Genomic DNA, 16,970 nt, shown 5'->3' with positions numbered 1-16,970 from the left:
CAATGCACAAAAAAATCCGCGTTGGTCAGATAAACTAACGCGGATAAGGGAAAAAGTTTAACTTTGTCTCAGGAAACGATCTGCGCGTCTAGAGGAGCTTTCTTGGCGCCGGGCTGAGGCGTGTAATAATAGCTGGCGTAGTTGTAATAAGTGTATTCCTTCAAGCTCGTGGAAGCACGGTTGAGAATGACACCGCCCACATTCACTTGGCGTTCATAGAGCAGGTCGAGAGCCTTACCGCTGAGGCGGGCCATGGTGGACGACATGCGAACGACGAAGAGAACAGTGTCGATCTTCGGCGCAAAGCTACCCGTATCATCAGCTACGAGAACTGGGGCGCTATCGAAGACGACGTAATCGTATTCAGCCCCCATTTCATGCAACACATCTTCCGCCGTCTTCGAGAGGAGCATCTCGGAGGTCTGATCATAGACGGCACCGCGAGGCAGCAGATGCAGGTTACGGATCGGCGTCTCCTGGACGGCATCGCGCCAGTGCAGGCCACCGCGGAGGACCTCGCTCAAGCCAGGGCTGACTGGCTGCTTGAAGAGTTCATTCACCCCACCACGACGGAGGTCACAGTCGGCCAGGAGCACACGTGCACCACCGAGGGCGAGGGTAATGGCCAAATTGGAGGTAACGGTCGTTTTCCCTTCATTCGGCACGGCGCTGGTGACCAGGATGGTCTTTGGCGGCTGGCCCTGCCAGTTCTTGAAAAGGATGGAAGAGCGGATATTGCGGAAGGCCTCGGCGTAAAGATGGCGGTCATCATTTGGCTGAAGGAGCTTCACATCCCCTCGCTGACGCTGCTCTGGCACCTGCCCCAGCACGGCTTCATTGGGGAACAGGGACTGGAACTCGGCAAAAGAGTTCATGCGGTCATCCAGGCGATCAAAGACGAGCAAGATCAGGCCACCAGCCACAAGACCGACCACCAATCCGATGACCAGAGGCTGCACCCATTCAGGGTCCGACTTGAGGGCTAAGGAAGCATGCTCCTGAATGGCCACATAGTCGGTCTGCACGTTCTGAAGCTGCTGGAACTCCTGCACACGCTCAAACATGCGGTCATGGGCCAGCTTGGTGGCCTCAAACTCTTTCTCCAAACGCTCGTGCTGAGCCAGCTTGCCACCGAGTTCAACCGCCTCTTTCGCCTGAGCGGCGATCTGTTGCTCCAGACCCCGAACTCGACGTTCCAGGTCAGCCTGCTGTCCGCGCAATTCCTTCACGATTTCCTGCTGGAAATTGGTCAGCAAACTTTTTTCGGCTTCAATTTCCTCGTCAATATCGACGATCATCGGATGCTGAGCCTTGAAGGATTTCAGGAGTTTGACGCGCTCTGACTCGAGTCGCAGGATCTTCTTACGCGTCTCCAGATAGTCCCGCTCCACGGACGTCAATCCCATGCTGCCTTGAGCAGACTCCACTTTGGGAGCGGCTGCATCCGCAGCAGTGGCAGCTTGGGCGGGGGTCATGGTGCCTGCCGCCAGTCCGCGCTCGCGGTTGCTCATGGCATTATCCACGTCCTGAAGCGCGAGAGTGATGTCATTAAGCTCCATCTCCAAGAACTTCTTTTTGACCGTCAAGTTGCTCAGCAAAGCGGCGGCCTCGTTGTTACCGTTGTTGAGGGTGACGATGTTATTGGCCTTGCGAAAAGCCTCCAACGCAGCGGCACGATCTTGAAGTTCCTTGCTCTTTTTCACCACCGTCTCGGTAAAAGTATTCAGGGCACGCTCAAGGCCCTGCTCACGGATCTGCTGACGGAAGGAGACAAACTCATCCAGCAATGCCTCCAGGAAGATCTGGGTGTATTTTTGCTCGGCCCCGATGGCAAAAACGTTAAAGATGGCAGATCCGCGAGTCTGCGTGACCTTGATCTCCACCTCCGAGTCTTTCAGGTCCGGATGCAGCGCCTGAACGCGCGTTAGAGTGCGTTTTTTGAGGTCGGCACTTTCGAGGGTTTCAATGATGGTGCCGTAGAAATCCTGCATGGTTTCCTGCCAGTTCAGATCCCCTTGGGCGACCATGCGGCCGCCCGCAACGAGCTTAGCCAAAGACGTGTAGGTCACTGGCTCGTTCATGATCAAAAGCGCCTGGACACAGACGCCGATGCTGGCGGTTAAAAGCAGGAACCACCAGCGCCGGGCCAGAAGCAGCTTGTAACGCTGAAACTTGGCGGAAGTCTCGTGAATCCGATTCAGGTTGGACGAAGGGATGGCCCCTGGCAGCGTCAGGTTCGGATCAAGGGGGAGATTCGGTGGATTGTTCACGTTCTAAAGTAAGTGTGGGCTTGCCGCAAGGATGACACTGCTAGGCCAACATGCCGCATTCTGCGGTCTTTGCATACAAAACGTCAAGCCATCCGTGGTTCTAAAAGAGACTCCCTGCGTCCGTCTCACGTTCAGAAGTTCACCTTTTTCTCATCCACAATGATCACATCGTTATTCCGGAGATAGACGTCATATTCCAGGTTCCCCTGACGCATGATGCTGTCCAGATTGACGACGATGGTCTTGTTTCCCTGCGGAGTCTTGCGCACCAGCTTAACCTTCTGAGGGTTAGCAAACTGAGCAAAACCACCAGCACGCAGGATAGCCTGGCTGATAGTAACGTCTTCGTCCTGAGGCAGCTCGTATTTGCCCTGGCGCAGTACTTGGCCATAGACGGTGAAAAAGTCGATCTCGGAACTGGAGTAACGCAAGCGGGCGTTCGGGTCATCTTGACGTTTCAGGTCGATGGCGACCACCACGGTAGCGACGTTATAAAAGCTCTGCTCCAAGCGACGCTTCACATCGAAGGCCAACTGCTTGCAGGTGCGACCAGCGGCTTTGACCAGACCGATATGCGGCGCATATACCTCACCGGTCGCCCCCACACGCATCTGCTGAGGCTCACGGCGGTCTTCCACCACACGCATACTGATCACATCTCCAGGCTCGATCATCTGGCTGTCATCGAGAACTTCCATGGAGTTGAGCACGGCGGCAGACCGAGCGATATCTCCCGTGGGCACCGGAGCCTGAGTCGGCTGGGTGCGGCGATCATCGACTTCACGATAGCCAGGATCCTGAGCGAAGGACCAACTGGCAGAAGCCAACAGAAGAAGAGCACACAGACGACGAACGGACATACAGATCAAGAAAGTAAACGGTTACCGGATGCGGAAAGCCGCAGGACTCGGTTAGAAGTTGTAATTGAAACCGAGGATAAAGCGGTTCTGCTCGAAGTCTTGATCGTTGAATTCACCCGGGCCGGATGTGACATCGGTCACATAATAGCGGTAACCCAGAACCAAACTGGCCTTCGGAGACAGCGCATAGGTGATATCGAAGTTCAGAGCGTGCTGGTCGAAGTTACCGCGAGAAGCTGCATCCCCCACCGCATCGGTATCCGTCCGACCAAAGTGATAGCCCGCACCAAGGGTAGCTTTGGAACTCAGCTTATGAGCGATATAGAGGTCAACACCATACTGGCTGAGATCTTGAGCATACAATCCGCCGGAACCCTCAGCCTGTTCATAATAACCGCTCAAAGAGATACGGCTCCCCTTCCAGGCGATCACCGACAAACCGTAGTTGATGTAGTCGGAGGTGATGTAGTTCGAGGTAACGTTCAGAGACGACTCATGACCGAAGGACAGGGAGTGACTGACGCGGGAATTGAGCTGATTACTGATCGTCACGCCGTAATAGAAGTCACTCAAATCGGATTGATCACCCGTGGATTGTGGCGCAGCTGTGCCAGGATCACTTGGATCATCGAAGGAGAAGTCCTGATAACCGGCAGCAAGGCGGATGTAAGTCGTGTTGCCAATGGGCAGAACGAAGAAGGCACCGATGTTACTGAGCATACCATCATTGTTGAAGTTACTGTCATACTTCAATGAAGTGATACCGCCTTCCAGACCTGCTACCCAGGTGCCAGTAGGGCTGTAGGTGAGCGAGGCATGAATGGAATCCGTCGTGCGACCAAAGTTACCGCTGTTATTGACAGGGTCACCGCTATTATCTTCCTCCAAAGGATCCGCAAAGGAGTGCATGTAGTTCACGGCCAGCGTCCAGGCAGAATTGATGCGCCAGTTAGCAGCCACACCCGTGTCATTTTGCAGAACCCCGAAGACCTGAGTGCGGGTCAGAGCGAAGTCGTTTTGCACCGCAGGACGCACAGAGGTGCGGTTATAAACAGTGATGAAGACCGGACCTGCCTTGATGTCGAAGGCGATGGTGCTGCCAGGGAGCACGTTCAGCACGAAATCACCACCACCGTAGGGAGCCAATTCAGGATGATTGAAATAGTGGTCAAAACCAATCGCCGTGGAGAGAGACAACCGGTTGTTTTGGGTGATCTGATAGTTGGCGTCGATGTTCAGCAAGGTGGTGCTGATGAAATCCCCGGTCGGGTTGGTGCCAGAACGATTGATGTTATCGTTGTATTCGAAGCCCTGATAGAGTCCAAAACCGATGTTAATCGGTCCCACGCGCACATTACGGCGACCATTCAAGAAGGGGTCGGAAACGTAGGTGGGAGCGAAGAAGCCGGTCGGAGAGGTGTATTGGCCAGCGTAGTTGGTGTAGTCACCCACGGTGCGGGCAGAATAAGCGGCGCTACCACTGCGGACGGATGGACGGCTCAATTCACGCGCGGTCTGATAGTCAGTCGTGCGCTGGCCCATGGCGGAGTCTTCGTTGGAGCGATAGATGCCGCTGTCATAGTCATAGGTCACATCACCATCGCGAGTGCCTGTGGTGGCTGCTTTTTCCGCTTTTTGACGGGCGCGTAGATCGTCGAAGAACAAACCTGTCTGTGTGGGAGAAGCGCCGTATTGAGCGAGGACAGAAGAGACACCAGCCATCTGCACAACACCTAAGGCAAGAGCGATCAGCGATGAGCGGCGGAGGGAGGTTAATCGTGCAAACATACGGTTGGGGGAGAGAAAACGCAGAGAATCGGAGAAAATTCCAATTCGATGAAAATCGATAAAAGCAACTGTGATGCCTGTTGTCCATCCTAAAAAGCACCTGAACAGTGAACGGATTGGCACAAAAATCACATTTATACCAATCCGAGTCGTCCAAAGCCGCGTTTTAGCGCCCCAATGGGATCCATTCCACCGGACCGTTCAGCCCCTCATCAGCCTCAGGCATAAGCCATTGGCGACGACTCAACGCCCCACGAGCATCCCCGAAGTCCAACTCCAACTGAACATCCCCATCTCGGCTGGAAAGCAAGTTTCTGCGCCGCACCAGCGGCCCCTCATCGGCGTGAATCACGTGCTTCAACTGACGGAACAAACGAGAGATTTTGGTGTGTCGGAGTTGGTTCATGGGTGACGCAGAATTCAATTGCGTGGCGCATGGAATAGTTCTTTTGAACAGCGTGTCAATCACTCATTTGAACAGTTATCACAATTGTTTTGATTTTTGCCTTCTTCGTTGACGATTTCCGCCGCGAGGGTGTGTATCAGCCCTATGCCAGGTCACAAAACCCGCCTATCCATCCCCGAATACGCCATGGCCCTCGCCCACGTGGCCAGCCTGCGTTCTGAAGATCCTTTCCGGAAAGTCGGCGCTGTCGCCATCGACTTTGACAACCGGGTCATCGGCACCGCCTACAACGGCCTCGCCCCGGGTTACAACGCCTCACCTGAGTTTTGGAACGATCGTGACGTCCGCCGAAAATACATGCTCCATGCCGAGGTGAACCTGTGCAGCCTCTTCACCCGAGGGAATGTCAAGTTGGTCGCCTGCACGACAAAGCCCTGCACCAGCTGCATGCAAATGCTCTGCGCTTATGGAGTGAAAGAAGTCTATTACCGGGATGATTATCCCGAGTCCGAGGCGGATGCCATCGCCGCTCGGTATAGCATCCAACTCGTGCAATTGACCGACTACCCGCAAATCGTCGCCACGCTGGATCAACCCTAGGCTTGGGGGGCGGTGCCGCAGGCGGAGACCCATTTCCCGCGAGTCACGACGCGGTCCCAGGTCACGCCGAGGCGGGACGCAACCGCCAGACAGGACTCTGCCTGGGATTTTAAGATCCCCGAGACCATCAAGGTGCCTCCAGGCCGCACCGCGCGAACAATCTGAGGAAACCCGGCCTCGAGAATGTCGTAAAAGATGTTGGCGATGACGATGTCGTATTGTTCACGCGCCTTCCATTCCAGAATATCGGTTTCGGTAAAGCGGATGCCCGGTGTGTCATTGCGCTCGGCATTCTCTTGAGAAACTTCTACGGCCTTGGGATCAAAGTCGCAGCCCCAGACTTTCGTCGCGCCTAGTTTCATCGCGGCGATAGCCAGGATGCCACTGCCGCAGCCGAGATCGGCCATCTTCCATGCGCGGCCTTGATAGGGGGCCGCCGCATCCACCAGCATGCGCAACACGGTGGCAGTCGTCGCATGGTGACCGGTGCCAAAGGCCATATCGGCAGGGATGGCGATCACTTCTTTACCCACGTGCTCTTTCTTGGCCTTCTTCATCTCAGCCGCTGTGCGTGCAGAGCAGATCACCAGTTTACCCCGCACTTGGATGGGAGGCATATTGGTCTGAGCCATCGCAGCCCAGTTGCGGTTCTTCACTTCGCGGACCGTGCCGCCAAACATCTTTTTCACCGCATCCACATCCCGCTGCTTCTCGGCATAGACCTCAACACGGATCGTGGTGCGCCCAGGCACGGTGGTGATAACGAGGTTCAGGGACGGATTTCCGGCGAATCTTTCCTCCCAGGCATCGCTCCATTTTTCCGAGGATAGCTTGGACCAGACAAACATGAAATGTGGGAACGATGTTTTGAGTAATCCCTCCAGCCTTTTCTTTTCGAAAGCTGGAGCGGGTGACGCGATTCGAACGCGCGACATCTTCCTTGGCAAGGAAGTGCTCTACCACTGAGCTACACCCGCCTTTGAAAAGCTGGAGCGGGTGACGCGATTCGAACGCGCGACATCTTCCTTGGCAAGGAAGTGCTCTACCACTGAGCTACACCCGCTTTTCTTGGTGGGCCGGAATCCTGGAGCAGAATACGACAGGTGCAAGCAGATAATTCAAGTTTTTCACGTTCATGTCTCACTCATGCGGAGATGAGAGTCTTTAGCGGGTCAAGTGGCGCATAGGATCATTTTCCTGCTGGCACCAGCGTCTGGAGCCGCCATGGTAGAATGCAATGGCCCCCCGAAAAGAAGTCACTCTCTCCCTGCTTACCTTTTTGATCCTGGTCGTCGTGGCTCTAGGCCTGGCCTACTCCTATCGCTTTCAGGGCCTGGAGTTGCGCCCTATGCATACGGATGAAGCCATCCTGGGAATGAAGCTGGCGGAGACCTGGAATACCGGGCACTTCACGTATGACCCGAAGGACTTTCACGGCCCCGCCCTGCATCAGGTCAGCCTGCTCTGGTCAAAGCTGGCAGGCTGGGGTGATCCCACCACCTGGACAGAGGCGAATCTGCGCATGGTCACCGTCATGTGCAGCATGGCTCTACTGCTGGTCACCCTGCTCTTTGCCGATGCCCTCGGCCGCTACGGCACCGCCATCGCCATGCTGCTGATGGCGTCGTCGCCGATGATGGTCTTCTACAGCCGCTACTTCATCATGGAGATGCTGCTGGTGCTGCTCATCGCATTGACTCTGGGCTGCTTCTGGCGGTATTCTCAGGGCGGCACGCGCTTATGGCTGGTCTTGGGCGGCTGCGCTCTAGGCTTCCAGCACGCTACCAAGGAGACTTTCATCCTCAACGTAGGCGCTGCCGTCGTAGGCTGGCTCGTCGCCCGCAGCCTGATCGGCGAGTTTGAGCCGCGGAAAGCGAGCAGCTTCAGCATTGGCCCTGCTCGTAAAAAAGGCCGCCCGGCACGCCCTTGGTTATGGGTCGCTCTGCCAGCGGTCTTCATTTCCGTGGCCGCCTTTTCCAACGGTTTTAAAGATTGGCAAGCCGTGGGAGACAGCTTTCTCACCTACCTGCACTACCTGGAGCGCAGCGGAGGCAGTGGTCATGAGAAACCGTGGCACTACTACATCAGCCTCATCTTCTGGCGCAAAGACACCCTCATCTGGACAGAGGCTCTCATCGGTGGCTTAGCGCTGATCGGGATGATTTACGCCTTCATCGGAGATTTCAAAAACACCGGTCGCCAAGCTTTCCTGGTGTTTCTTTCCGTTTACAGCCTGGTCCTGCTCATGGGCTATTCTGTGCTCAGCTACAAGACCCCGTGGTCCATCCTCAGCGCACAGCACGCCTTCATCCTTTTGGCAGGGCTCGGTGCGGGGGCTCTCTGGTCGGCCATGCCCGGAGCTTTCATGCGTTGGGTGTATAACATCCTGTTAGGGCTCGGCATCCTGCATCTTTGCAATCAATCGCTCGGCCTCACTGGCACCCATCCGAATCCGCAGCTCGAATACTCCGCCGACCCTCGCAATCCTTACGCTTACTCGCACACCCAAAAGAGCCTGTTGAAGCTGCTCGCCGAAGTGAATACCTACGTCGGTGATCAAGGTGATACCAAGACGATTCAGGTCATCTCTCGGGATTCAGGCTGGCCGCTGCCCTGGTATTGGCGAAACTGGAAAAAAGTCGGTTACCAAGACCGGGTTCCAGAGAACCTGGATGCCGATGTCATTGTCGTGGATGGGGAGTTTTATGATCAGGTGAAAGCCCGGATCAATGCGGCTAACTACACGGAGCATTACCCCTATGGACTGCGCCCAGGCATCATCTTGAGCGTACTCTTGCGTAAGGCTCCCGCACCAGCCCCGGTCCCGGCAGTGCCACCACCCGCCGCCTCGCCTGCCCCAACCCCGACTCCGGCCCCCGCTGATACCTCGCCCGCTAAACCAGCCCCTGAGACCGAAGCCGCCGTGCCGCCACCTCCTCCTGAGGGCACCCTATCTCAGCCACCGAGTTTTTCTCCCAGTCTGCCGAACCTTCCTGGAGGTCTAGTTCCACAGCCGCAGTTATGAGTGAGTATCACTGCTTCGCTCATGAAGCCATGGCCACCTCCTTCGAGGTGATCGTCTCCCAAGACGACGTGGACGCCACCTATGCCGCCCAAGCCGCCGAGGCGGTCTTTGCCGAGGTTGATCGTCTGGAGGAGGAACTGAGCCGCTTCCGCTCCACCAGCGACATCGCTCGACTGAGTAGCCTTAAGGCCGGTGAAACGTTGGCCGTTTCCCTCGCCGTGTGGGATTGTCTGCATCTCGCCAAGACAGTGCATGAGGAGACTCAGGGGGCCTTTGACATCACCATCGGACCACTGATGCAGCTCTGGCGCAGCGGTGAGGGTCACCTCATCGAGCCGGATGCGGAGCGTCTAGCCCAGGCTCGGCACAGCATCGGCAGCCACTTATTCGAACTGCATGAGGACGGCTGCAAAGTCACCGTGCATGCCGACCGCATGCTCTTTGACCTCGGGGCCGTGGGCAAAGGCTACGCCCTGGATCAAGCCGTGCAGATCCTTCAGGACTGGAGCATCACTCGAGCCTTCCTCAATGCCGGAGACAGCACCCTGCTGGCGTTACAGCCTCCATCGGGTGAAGACGCCTGGGGCATCACCCTGGCGGAAGGCAGCCGCGAAATGCAGCTCAAAGAACAAGCGCTCAGCGGCAGCGGTTTCATGGTCAAAGGGGCCCACATCATGAATCCCCGCACGCTGACGCCCGTGGCCCTCCAGGAGAAGCGCAGTTACGCCCTCGCCCCCACGGCCGCGCTTTCAGACGCTCTCTCCACCGCCTTCATGATCATGAGCCCAGAGGAGATCACTGCCTTGTGTGAGCGAAATCCCGGCATCCAGTGGCTGGAGGTGAGCCATTAAAATTCATCGCCCGGCACCTTCCACGAAAGCCCCCACAGGAATGCCCATTGTGCATCCTGTAGGGCCTCGTTTGATTGTCATTTACCGCCGTCCATGCCATCGGTGAGCCAGGCCAGATTGAAGCGAGCGAGGGTCAAGCGACCTCCGGCAAAGTGATGCAGGGAGGAGCCACTACCACTGCTGCCGTAGAAGCAGAGAATGGTGCCAGCAGGTGTAACAGCGATGTCTGAATACATGCTCGGACCCGGCTCGATGGTTTTGTTGACGGGCCAGGTTTGACCTTCGTCGTAGCTAAGTTTGACGCTGACGTTTTTACGGTCGCGAGTCTTCCCGAGCTCCTCTTTGCCCTTGGCCTTGCTGAGGTTATGCGGATTGGAAAATAGGATGCGGTTTTTACCGCCACTTTCTGCCAGGGAATAACGCACAATGCCGCCCATGCAGATGGGCTCCAGAAGAGCGTCATCGAAGCGAGGTGTGCTCCAGCCGGTGGCACCGTCAGGGCTGATGGTGACGAGTCGGCGATGGGCCTTGGACTCACTGCGCACGTTCAGCATGACTCGGCCATCTGCCAGCTCGATCGCCACGGTTTCATTGGGGTTGATCCACTCTTCGGTGCAGGGCACGGCGATGTCTCCGGCCTTCCAGGTCTGCCCCTGATCATCACTGTAGATGGTGGCGGTGACGCTGGGGCGGTGGGCATTACCACCGGTGCCCGTGGAGAGCCAGACAGGCACCACGAGGCGACCATTTTTGAGCTGAATACTGTGGTTAGGCCCCGTAGCCAGCACCTTCCAGTCATAGTCTTTTTTAAAAGCATCAAAGGTCGAGGTGATCTCCACCGGCGTGCTCCAGGTGAGGCCGTCATCGGTGCTGCGCTGGTAAAAGGCGCGCATATACTCCAGACAGAAGAGCATGTGCACGGTGCCGTCTTTATCGGCGATCATGACGGGGTTGTTGTACGTCACGTCCTTGGGATCCACGTTTTTCATCGCGAAGGCGAAGGGATTCTTCGTCTTTGGCCCCGGCACATCGGCAATGCTTTTCGGGGCGCTCCAGGTCTTGCCATCATCCGTGCTGCGACGCATGAGGATGCGGATGTCATCCCAGTCACTGACTCCAGCGGCGCGTTTACGGGCCTCGCACCAAGCGAGCACGCTGCCCTTGGCGGTGACAACCACACCCGGAATGTGGTAGATGTTATAGGCGGGGTCTTCCCCCACCACGAAGAGATCCTGCTTCTCGATGTAGGGCTCCACAGCGAGTGCGCTGGAGGCGAGGCAGAATAAACCGAGGGCGAAGCTGAAGAGTCGTATTTGCATGCGGTTGGTGGTATGAATCCAGATAACGCGGTGAGGGATGAAGGCTTCACTGGTCACCCATGCTAACCAGATCCCCACTGGACTGCTGCACTGACCATGAAGAAAGAGTAGCCCAGCTTCGTCACATCATGCTATGAGCCATGGCCTGATGAAACCCTTGTTGTCTGCCCTTTTCCTAATGCTCACCCTACCTGCCCTTGCTGAAGATGACTGGACTTCTTTGCCCCATCTCCCTGATCCAGAAGGGTTTGCCGGCTCCTTTGCCGGGGTTTCAGGGGGAGCCTTGATCGTAGCCGGCGGCACCAATTTCCCAGACAAGCGGCCCTGGGAAGGCGGCACCAAAGTATGGTATGAGCGCGTCTATGCCCTGGAGCAGCCGAAAGGGACCTGGAAAGAGGCGGGGCACCTGCCTAAATCCAACGGCTACGGCGTCTCCATCACCACACCCGAGGGGCTCATTTGCATCGGCGGCGGAGATGCCACTCACAATTTCCAAGAGGTCTTCCGTGTGGCTTACCGTGCGGGTCAAGTCACCCTCACCGAACTCCCCGCCCTGCCTCAACGCTGCGCCTTCATGGCTGGGGCGGAGATGGACAGCGTGATCTATGTCTGCGGTGGTATCGAGACCCCCACAGCAACCGAAGCGATGAACACCCTGTGGGCGCTGGATTTACAGCATTTGGATAAGGGCTGGAAGACGCTGGCCCCCTGCCCTGGTCCAGGCCGTATCCTTGCGACCATGGCGGCCCTGGAAGGCAGTCTGTATCTCTTCAGCGGAGCAGCTCTGAAAGCAGATGCCGAGGGTAAACCCACCCGCGAATGGTTGAAGGATGCATGGACTTGGCAACCTAACCAAGGATGGAAAAAAATCAGTGATCTGCCGCGTGTCGCCGTAGCAGCCCCCTCCCCCGCCCCGATCGTGAACGGCAACATCCTCGTGCTGGGAGGTGACGATGGTGCCTTGGTCAACTTTGAACCCAAGGACAAGCACCCAGGTTTCCCCCGCGAGATCCTGGCGTATCATCCTGGCAGTGACTCCTGGGTCGGGCTGGGAGATCTACCTTTCTCCTTGGTCACCACGCCAGCTGTGGAGTGGCAGGGGCAGATCGTTATTCCTGGCGGTGAAGCCCGCCCCGGCAAGCGCTCTCCTGCCGTGTGGATGGGGCGCATCACACCGCCCTGATTGTTGCCTTGACGCCCAGAGGCAAAATAAAACTATTTTTCGTTAGGCCGCAAACTCCACCACCACCGCCGTGCAGTTGTCCTTACCCGACTCCGCCACAGCGCGCTCGACGATTTTGAAGGCTTTCGGTTGGTCCTGAGGGGTCTTCAGATACTCCTCCAGCCGATTGTCCCAGAGGCCATCCGTGATGCCATCGCTGCACAGCAGAAATTTATCCCCTGGATGACAGCTCACCGCACCGAAGTGCGGGTGCAAAATCTGGTGTCCGCCGCCGAGCGCTTGGTTCAGCACATTTCGGCTGGGGTGCATGCGGGCCTCCCGTTCATTCAGCTTCCCTTGTCGGCGCAGCCAACCGACGAAACTGTGATCATGCGTGACCTGCATCATGCCTCCGCCAGCGGGCAGGTAGTAGATGCGGCTATCTCCCACATGCGCAAAGTGCATCCACCCCGGAGAGAAGCAGGCCAAGCTGAGCGTGGCCCCCATACCCGCACACTCGGCGTAAAACCGGCCCATGCGCGTCATCTCCGCATGCACATGGCTGAAGATTTCCTCAAGGGCGTCATTCACCCCGGTGGCCAACTTCTGGGCGGCAAGGCGATAGACCTTTGGCATCAGACGTGTGATGCGCTCCACGGCGATCTTGCTGGCAAACTCTCCTGCATTGGCCCCGCCCATGCCATCGCTGACTGCAAAGACGAAGTCATGATGCTCCAGGCTGGAGTCTCCCACCTTTCCCAGATAACGAATCTCATTGGCATCGTAGGCGAGTGCCAAAAATGCATCTTCATTGTTTTTGCGGACGCGGCCGACATGCGTCATGCCGGACCAAGAAAGAGCGGTTGGGGCGGAGGGAGGAGTCACTGAGAGGTTGGGCGATGGTTGAGCAATGGCTTAACGTCGGTTGGGAAACAATCGCTCAGCCACTGTTTAACCATGGCTAAAGCGTTGCTCAACTCTCATCTACCAGCCGCGAGGCCCCTGCTCCATGGGATCAGGCTCTGGCGGCGGGGGCCCCAGGTCAGGATCATCCAGGATGGTGGCAAACTCGAAATCAATCAGGCAGAACCTGCCCTTTTGAGGGCTGTAGGTCACATTGCGCATGTAGGGGTCTTCATGCCGCACGCCATACTGCTCCAGCTCGGCAAAGAGCTGCCGGAGCCGGTCCTCCGTCAGGGAGTCCACACGATTCCCACAGTTGGTCGTCACCATGTAGAGTTTGTCTGGATCAGCCTCGATCACCCGAGGCACGAAGGGGCAGCCCTGTTTTTCTAGGTAACGCAGCACTCTCACCTCGTGTTCAAACCGTTCTTTAGCCATGTGGCCCTTAAAAGTCTTGTGGACACGGCCATCGTAACCGAGACGAACATGAGCGCGGGCGGTATTTTTGGCTTCCATAGCGGTCACTTACGGGCTGGATCACCCGCCCTGCAACCTCCGCCAGCACTCAAAGATGAGAACTTTTTGAGAGCGTTATGAAAAAACAACTTCTACTTTGGCATAAACCATGCTTCATCCCCACCCGAGGGAATGAAGAAGAGTGATTTCTTCCCCAGGCTCCTCACTCAAAAAAGTCGAACAACAACCATGGCCAAATACAAACTCGAATACATCTGGCTCGACGGATACACCCCCGTCCCGAACCTCCGCAGTAAGACGCAGATCAAGGAATACGAAAGCTTTCCGACCCTGGAGCAGCTTCCTAACTGGGGCTTCGACGGCAGCTCCACCCAGCAGGCCGAAGGCCGCAGCTCTGACTGCGTGCTGAAACCTGTGGCCGTGTTTCCAGACACCACCCGCAAGAATGGTGTGCTGGTCATGTGCGAAGTCATGATGCCCGATGGTGTGACTCCACACCCATCCAACTCCCGCGCCACCATCCTCGACGATCCAGGCGCTTGGTTCGGCTTTGAACAAGAATATTTCCTCTATCAGGACGGCCGTCCTCTGGGCTTCCCAGAAGGTGGCTACCCAGCTCCCCAGGGCCCTTACTACACGGGCGTGGGCTACAAAAACGTCGGTGACATCGCTCGCCAGATCGTTGAAGAGCACCTTGACCTCTGCCTCGACGCAGGCATCAACCACGAAGGCATCAACGCCGAAGTGGCCAAAGGTCAGTGGGAATTCCAGATCTTCGGTAAAGGCTCCAAGAAGTGCGCCGACCAGATGTGGGTGGCTCGCTACCTGTTGATCCGTCTTTGCGAGAAGTATTGCGTGGACGTTGAGTTCCATTGCAAACCTCTGGGCAAAGACCTCGACTGGAACGGTTCCGGCATGCACGCCAACTTCTCCACCGACTATCTGCGTGAGACCGGCGGTAAAGAATACTTCGAAGCTCTCATGGCTGCTTTCGCCAAGAACCTGAACGAGCACATCGCCGTTTACGGTCCAGACAACCACATGCGTCTGACTGGTCTGCACGAAACTCAGTCCATCGACAAGTTCACCTACGGTATCGCCGACCGCGGTTCCTCCGTGCGTGTTCCTCACAGCTTTATCAACAACGGCTACAAGGGCTACCTCGAAGACCGCCGTCCGAACTCCCAAGGCGATCCCTACGCCATCGCTTCCCGCATCTTGGCGACTATCGCCGAAGTGCCGAAGCCTTAATCGGGTTTCAAGTTCAGACAACGATCACTCTCCCCTGGAGCGCCGCCTGGAAACAGGCGGCGTTCTTTTTTTTACCCGCACGATCCCTTCTTGCCAGGGAAACAACCAGAGCAGCCAGCCCCTTCACCGCTTCACCAAAGGAGCGTCATGAAATTTAGCCGTGACTCTCCCCCTGACGTTCGTTATTTTAGAGGTTCTCCCCCAACCGCTTTTTTTCATTCGACGTGCTTACCAATCAGCAGATTGACCCCGCTCAACTCGGTCAGACGAAACCGTTCATTCTCTTCCGCCCGTTTGTTGCGGTCTGGCATTTGCTGGTGCCTCCTACGCAGGCCCATAAGGACCGTCAGTCCCCAGTCGCACGCTGGATCGCACGCATTGGCATCCTGACCGTCTGCCTCGGTCTGATCATCGGGGCCTTCTTTTACGCCAAGCCGATGCAAGACAGCTATCAGGACTGGAAGGCCGAGGGCCTAGTGGCTGAAGCCCGTCAAATGGCCGAGGACGGCCAGATCGTGAATGCAGTCTTCAAGGCTCAAGAAGCTTACAAGATCAAACCGGACAACGTCCAGGCTATCCGAATCAACACCGAGTTTCTCACCGCGATGAAGCGTCCAGAGGCTCTATTTTTCCTGGATCAATTGGAAAGCGCCGGTGCCACCGAGCTGAAGGATAAGCAAACTCGAGTGAAGGCCCTCCTTAACCTCAACAGAAATAAGGAAGCTTCAGATCTGCTGGAGCAAGTGTTGAGCGAGGCGCCTTCCGATGCTCACTCGATGAAGCTGGCGGAGGAAGTCTGGGGAGCCAGCCAAAAAGAAGGCGTGCTGCTGAAGACACTGAAGACCTATGCCGAAAAACATCCTGAGGACGCTGAGCACAGCCTGCGCCTAGCCCGCATCCAGACAGAATCCAGTGATCCCTTAGAGCAATCAGCCGGAAGGCGTCGGGCCTGGGAAATCGCCCAAAAGGATGATGCTCTCGGCCTCAAGGCGCTCGAGTTTTTAGATAGCTTTGAAATGCTCCCACCCGATGAGGCCAGCCACCTGATCCAACGCCTGCGCGCTCACCCCAAGGCTACCGGTTGGCACAATGTCGCCGCCTTGAAACGGAAGCTGGCGCTCAATCCCTCGCAAAAGGTGGAACTGGTGCAGGAGGCCATTGATCTGGCGCATGGCAAATCCCGAGAAGACCTGGTGCCCATGGTGCGCTGGCTGGTGGAGCAGCAGCAGTTCCTCCAGGTGCTAGCTCTGGTGCCTGAAGATGAGGCCAAAGACTATCAGCCTCTGCTGGAAAACTACCTCACGGCCCTGACGATGCTGCAACGGTTCGAGGATCTGGAACGACTGGTGAATGACCCAAAGGTGCAGTCCATTCTCAATCAAAGCGTAGCCGCTTTCTACCGGGCTCACTTAGCCTTCGTCATGCGCAAACCTCCTGATGAAGTGCGCACCGCTCTGATTTTAGCCAAAAACGCGGCGGATACCGAGCGCCGAGGAGAACTATGCATCAAGATCGCCGAATACGCCGAGGCGCGCGGCTTTGCCGACATCGCCGAAGAAGCCTATAAAAGCGCTGCGCTGAATCCCCGCACCGACCGCATCGGCTACCAGGGTCTTATTCGCGCTTCGGAGGCCAATGGCAATACAGCAGGCCTGCTGGAAGCCGCCACCGAAGCCAACCGCCGCTGGCCTAACGACCCCGTTTATCAAGAGCGCTACATCTATGTAAACCTGCTCACCGGGCGCGAGTTGGAAACCTCCCTCCTCGCAGCTCAACAACTCCTGGATCAGCGCCCGGAAGATCAGCAGCGGCGTCTGATGGTGGCCTTGGCTCACTGGCGACTTGGCGATATCAAAACAGCCACCCCCTTGCTGCAGAATTTAGACCTGCGCGCGCTCTCCGCCGGTCAAAAGGCCGCTCTTGCCGTCTTAGCCCGTGACAGCAACGCCAACAACGCCGCCGATGCCGCCCGCACCGTCGTCAGCAACATTGAGGCTCAAGCCCGCATGCTACCGGAGGAACGCGGTTTCCTGACCAAAGCAACGCGGTAAGACAGCG

The 16,970-nt window shown here is 56.8% G+C and carries 14 protein-coding genes and 2 tRNA genes; 6 read left to right on the top strand and 10 right to left on the bottom strand.

Annotation, left to right across the window (positions count from 1 at the left end; genetic code table 11):
• Positions 1 to 68: 68 nt before the first annotated feature.
• From B5D61_RS17985 to B5D61_RS17970, 4 genes are all read right to left on the bottom strand, one after another.
• Positions 69 to 2,270: a polysaccharide biosynthesis tyrosine autokinase gene (locus tag B5D61_RS17985; protein WP_078814813.1), complete on the bottom strand. Its 2,202-nt coding sequence runs from the start codon at positions 2,268 to 2,270 to the stop codon at positions 69 to 71.
• 131 nt (positions 2,271 to 2,401) lie between these two features.
• Complete coding sequence (locus tag B5D61_RS17980; protein WP_078814812.1) at positions 2,402 to 3,130, bottom strand: polysaccharide biosynthesis/export family protein; 729 nt, start codon at positions 3,128 to 3,130, stop codon at positions 2,402 to 2,404.
• A 51-nt stretch (positions 3,131 to 3,181) separates the two neighbouring features.
• Positions 3,182 to 4,918 carry a porin family protein gene (locus B5D61_RS17975; protein ID WP_078814811.1) on the bottom strand — a complete coding sequence of 579 codons (1,737 nt, stop codon included), beginning with the start codon at positions 4,916 to 4,918 and terminating at the stop codon, positions 3,182 to 3,184.
• Positions 4,919 to 5,084: 166 nt separating this feature from the next.
• Positions 5,085 to 5,324 carry a hypothetical protein gene (locus B5D61_RS17970; protein ID WP_078814810.1) on the bottom strand — a complete coding sequence of 80 codons (240 nt, stop codon included), beginning with the start codon at positions 5,322 to 5,324 and terminating at the stop codon, positions 5,085 to 5,087.
• 186 nt (positions 5,325 to 5,510) lie between these two features.
• Between B5D61_RS17970 and B5D61_RS17965 the strand changes: the two genes are divergently transcribed.
• The gene (locus B5D61_RS17965) at positions 5,511 to 5,924 is read left to right on the top strand and encodes a cytidine/deoxycytidylate deaminase family protein (protein ID WP_078814829.1); all 414 of its coding nucleotides are present in this window, start codon (positions 5,511 to 5,513) and stop codon (positions 5,922 to 5,924) included.
• Here the strand turns inward: B5D61_RS17965 and B5D61_RS17960 are convergent.
• From B5D61_RS17960 to B5D61_RS17950, 3 genes are all read right to left on the bottom strand, one after another.
• Positions 5,921 to 6,772 (bottom strand): 50S ribosomal protein L11 methyltransferase, encoded by an 852-nt coding sequence (locus tag B5D61_RS17960; RefSeq protein ID WP_078814809.1) that lies wholly within the window; start codon positions 6,770 to 6,772, stop codon positions 5,921 to 5,923. The two genes, B5D61_RS17965 and B5D61_RS17960, sit on opposite strands and share 4 nt — an antisense overlap.
• Positions 6,773 to 6,826: 54 nt before the next feature.
• Positions 6,827 to 6,901 (bottom strand) — tRNA-Gly (locus tag B5D61_RS17955).
• An 11-nt stretch (positions 6,902 to 6,912) separates the two neighbouring features.
• Positions 6,913 to 6,987, bottom strand: a tRNA-Gly gene (locus B5D61_RS17950).
• Between the two features lie 174 nt (positions 6,988 to 7,161).
• Between B5D61_RS17950 and B5D61_RS17945 the strand changes: the two genes are divergently transcribed.
• Together B5D61_RS17945 and B5D61_RS17940 are read left to right on the top strand one after the other, a co-directional pair.
• Complete coding sequence (locus B5D61_RS17945; protein ID WP_078814808.1) at positions 7,162 to 8,949, top strand: flippase activity-associated protein Agl23; 1,788 nt, start codon at positions 7,162 to 7,164, stop codon at positions 8,947 to 8,949.
• A 29-nt stretch (positions 8,950 to 8,978) separates the two neighbouring features.
• Entirely contained in the window at positions 8,979 to 9,800 is an 822-nt protein-coding gene (locus B5D61_RS17940; protein ID WP_176159511.1) for an FAD:protein FMN transferase, read from the top strand.
• A 77-nt stretch (positions 9,801 to 9,877) separates the two neighbouring features.
• On the opposite strand, the gene B5D61_RS17935 is transcribed toward B5D61_RS17940, so the two are convergent.
• The gene (locus tag B5D61_RS17935) at positions 9,878 to 11,119 is read right to left on the bottom strand and encodes a sialidase family protein (RefSeq protein ID WP_078814828.1); all 1,242 of its coding nucleotides are present in this window, start codon (positions 11,117 to 11,119) and stop codon (positions 9,878 to 9,880) included.
• 178 nt (positions 11,120 to 11,297) lie between these two features.
• Here B5D61_RS17935 and B5D61_RS17930 point away from each other — a divergent pair, with 178 nt between their 5' ends.
• Positions 11,298 to 12,302 carry a galactose oxidase gene (locus tag B5D61_RS17930; protein ID WP_139373343.1) on the top strand — a complete coding sequence of 335 codons (1,005 nt, stop codon included), beginning with the start codon at positions 11,298 to 11,300 and terminating at the stop codon, positions 12,300 to 12,302.
• A 42-nt stretch (positions 12,303 to 12,344) separates the two neighbouring features.
• Here the strand turns inward: B5D61_RS17930 and B5D61_RS17925 are convergent, their stop codons facing one another.
• Both B5D61_RS17925 and B5D61_RS17920 read right to left on the bottom strand, forming a co-directional pair.
• Positions 12,345 to 13,166, bottom strand: a complete 822-nt coding sequence (locus B5D61_RS17925; RefSeq protein ID WP_245846559.1) for a PP2C family protein-serine/threonine phosphatase — start codon at positions 13,164 to 13,166, stop codon at positions 12,345 to 12,347.
• Between the two features lie 99 nt (positions 13,167 to 13,265).
• Positions 13,266 to 13,700 carry a BUD32 family EKC/KEOPS complex subunit gene (locus B5D61_RS17920; protein WP_078814804.1) on the bottom strand — a complete coding sequence of 145 codons (435 nt, stop codon included), beginning with the start codon at positions 13,698 to 13,700 and terminating at the stop codon, positions 13,266 to 13,268.
• A gap of 189 nt (positions 13,701 to 13,889) precedes the next feature.
• Here B5D61_RS17920 and B5D61_RS17915 point away from each other — a divergent pair, with 189 nt between their 5' ends.
• On the top strand, positions 13,890 to 14,912 hold the full coding sequence (locus B5D61_RS17915) for a glutamine synthetase beta-grasp domain-containing protein (protein WP_078814803.1): 1,023 nt from the start codon (positions 13,890 to 13,892) through the stop codon (positions 14,910 to 14,912).
• Between the two features lie 224 nt (positions 14,913 to 15,136).
• Positions 15,137 to 16,963, top strand: a complete 1,827-nt coding sequence (locus tag B5D61_RS17910) for a hypothetical protein (RefSeq protein WP_078814802.1) — start codon at positions 15,137 to 15,139, stop codon at positions 16,961 to 16,963.
• Positions 16,964 to 16,970 lie beyond the last annotated feature (7 nt).

It is taken from the genome of Prosthecobacter debontii (genome assembly GCF_900167535.1).
GTDB classification, from domain to species: domain Bacteria; phylum Verrucomicrobiota; class Verrucomicrobiia; order Verrucomicrobiales; family Verrucomicrobiaceae; genus Prosthecobacter; species Prosthecobacter debontii.
Note: the sequence above shows the minus strand (reverse complement) of the source record. Positions and strands in the feature narration are given on the sequence as shown.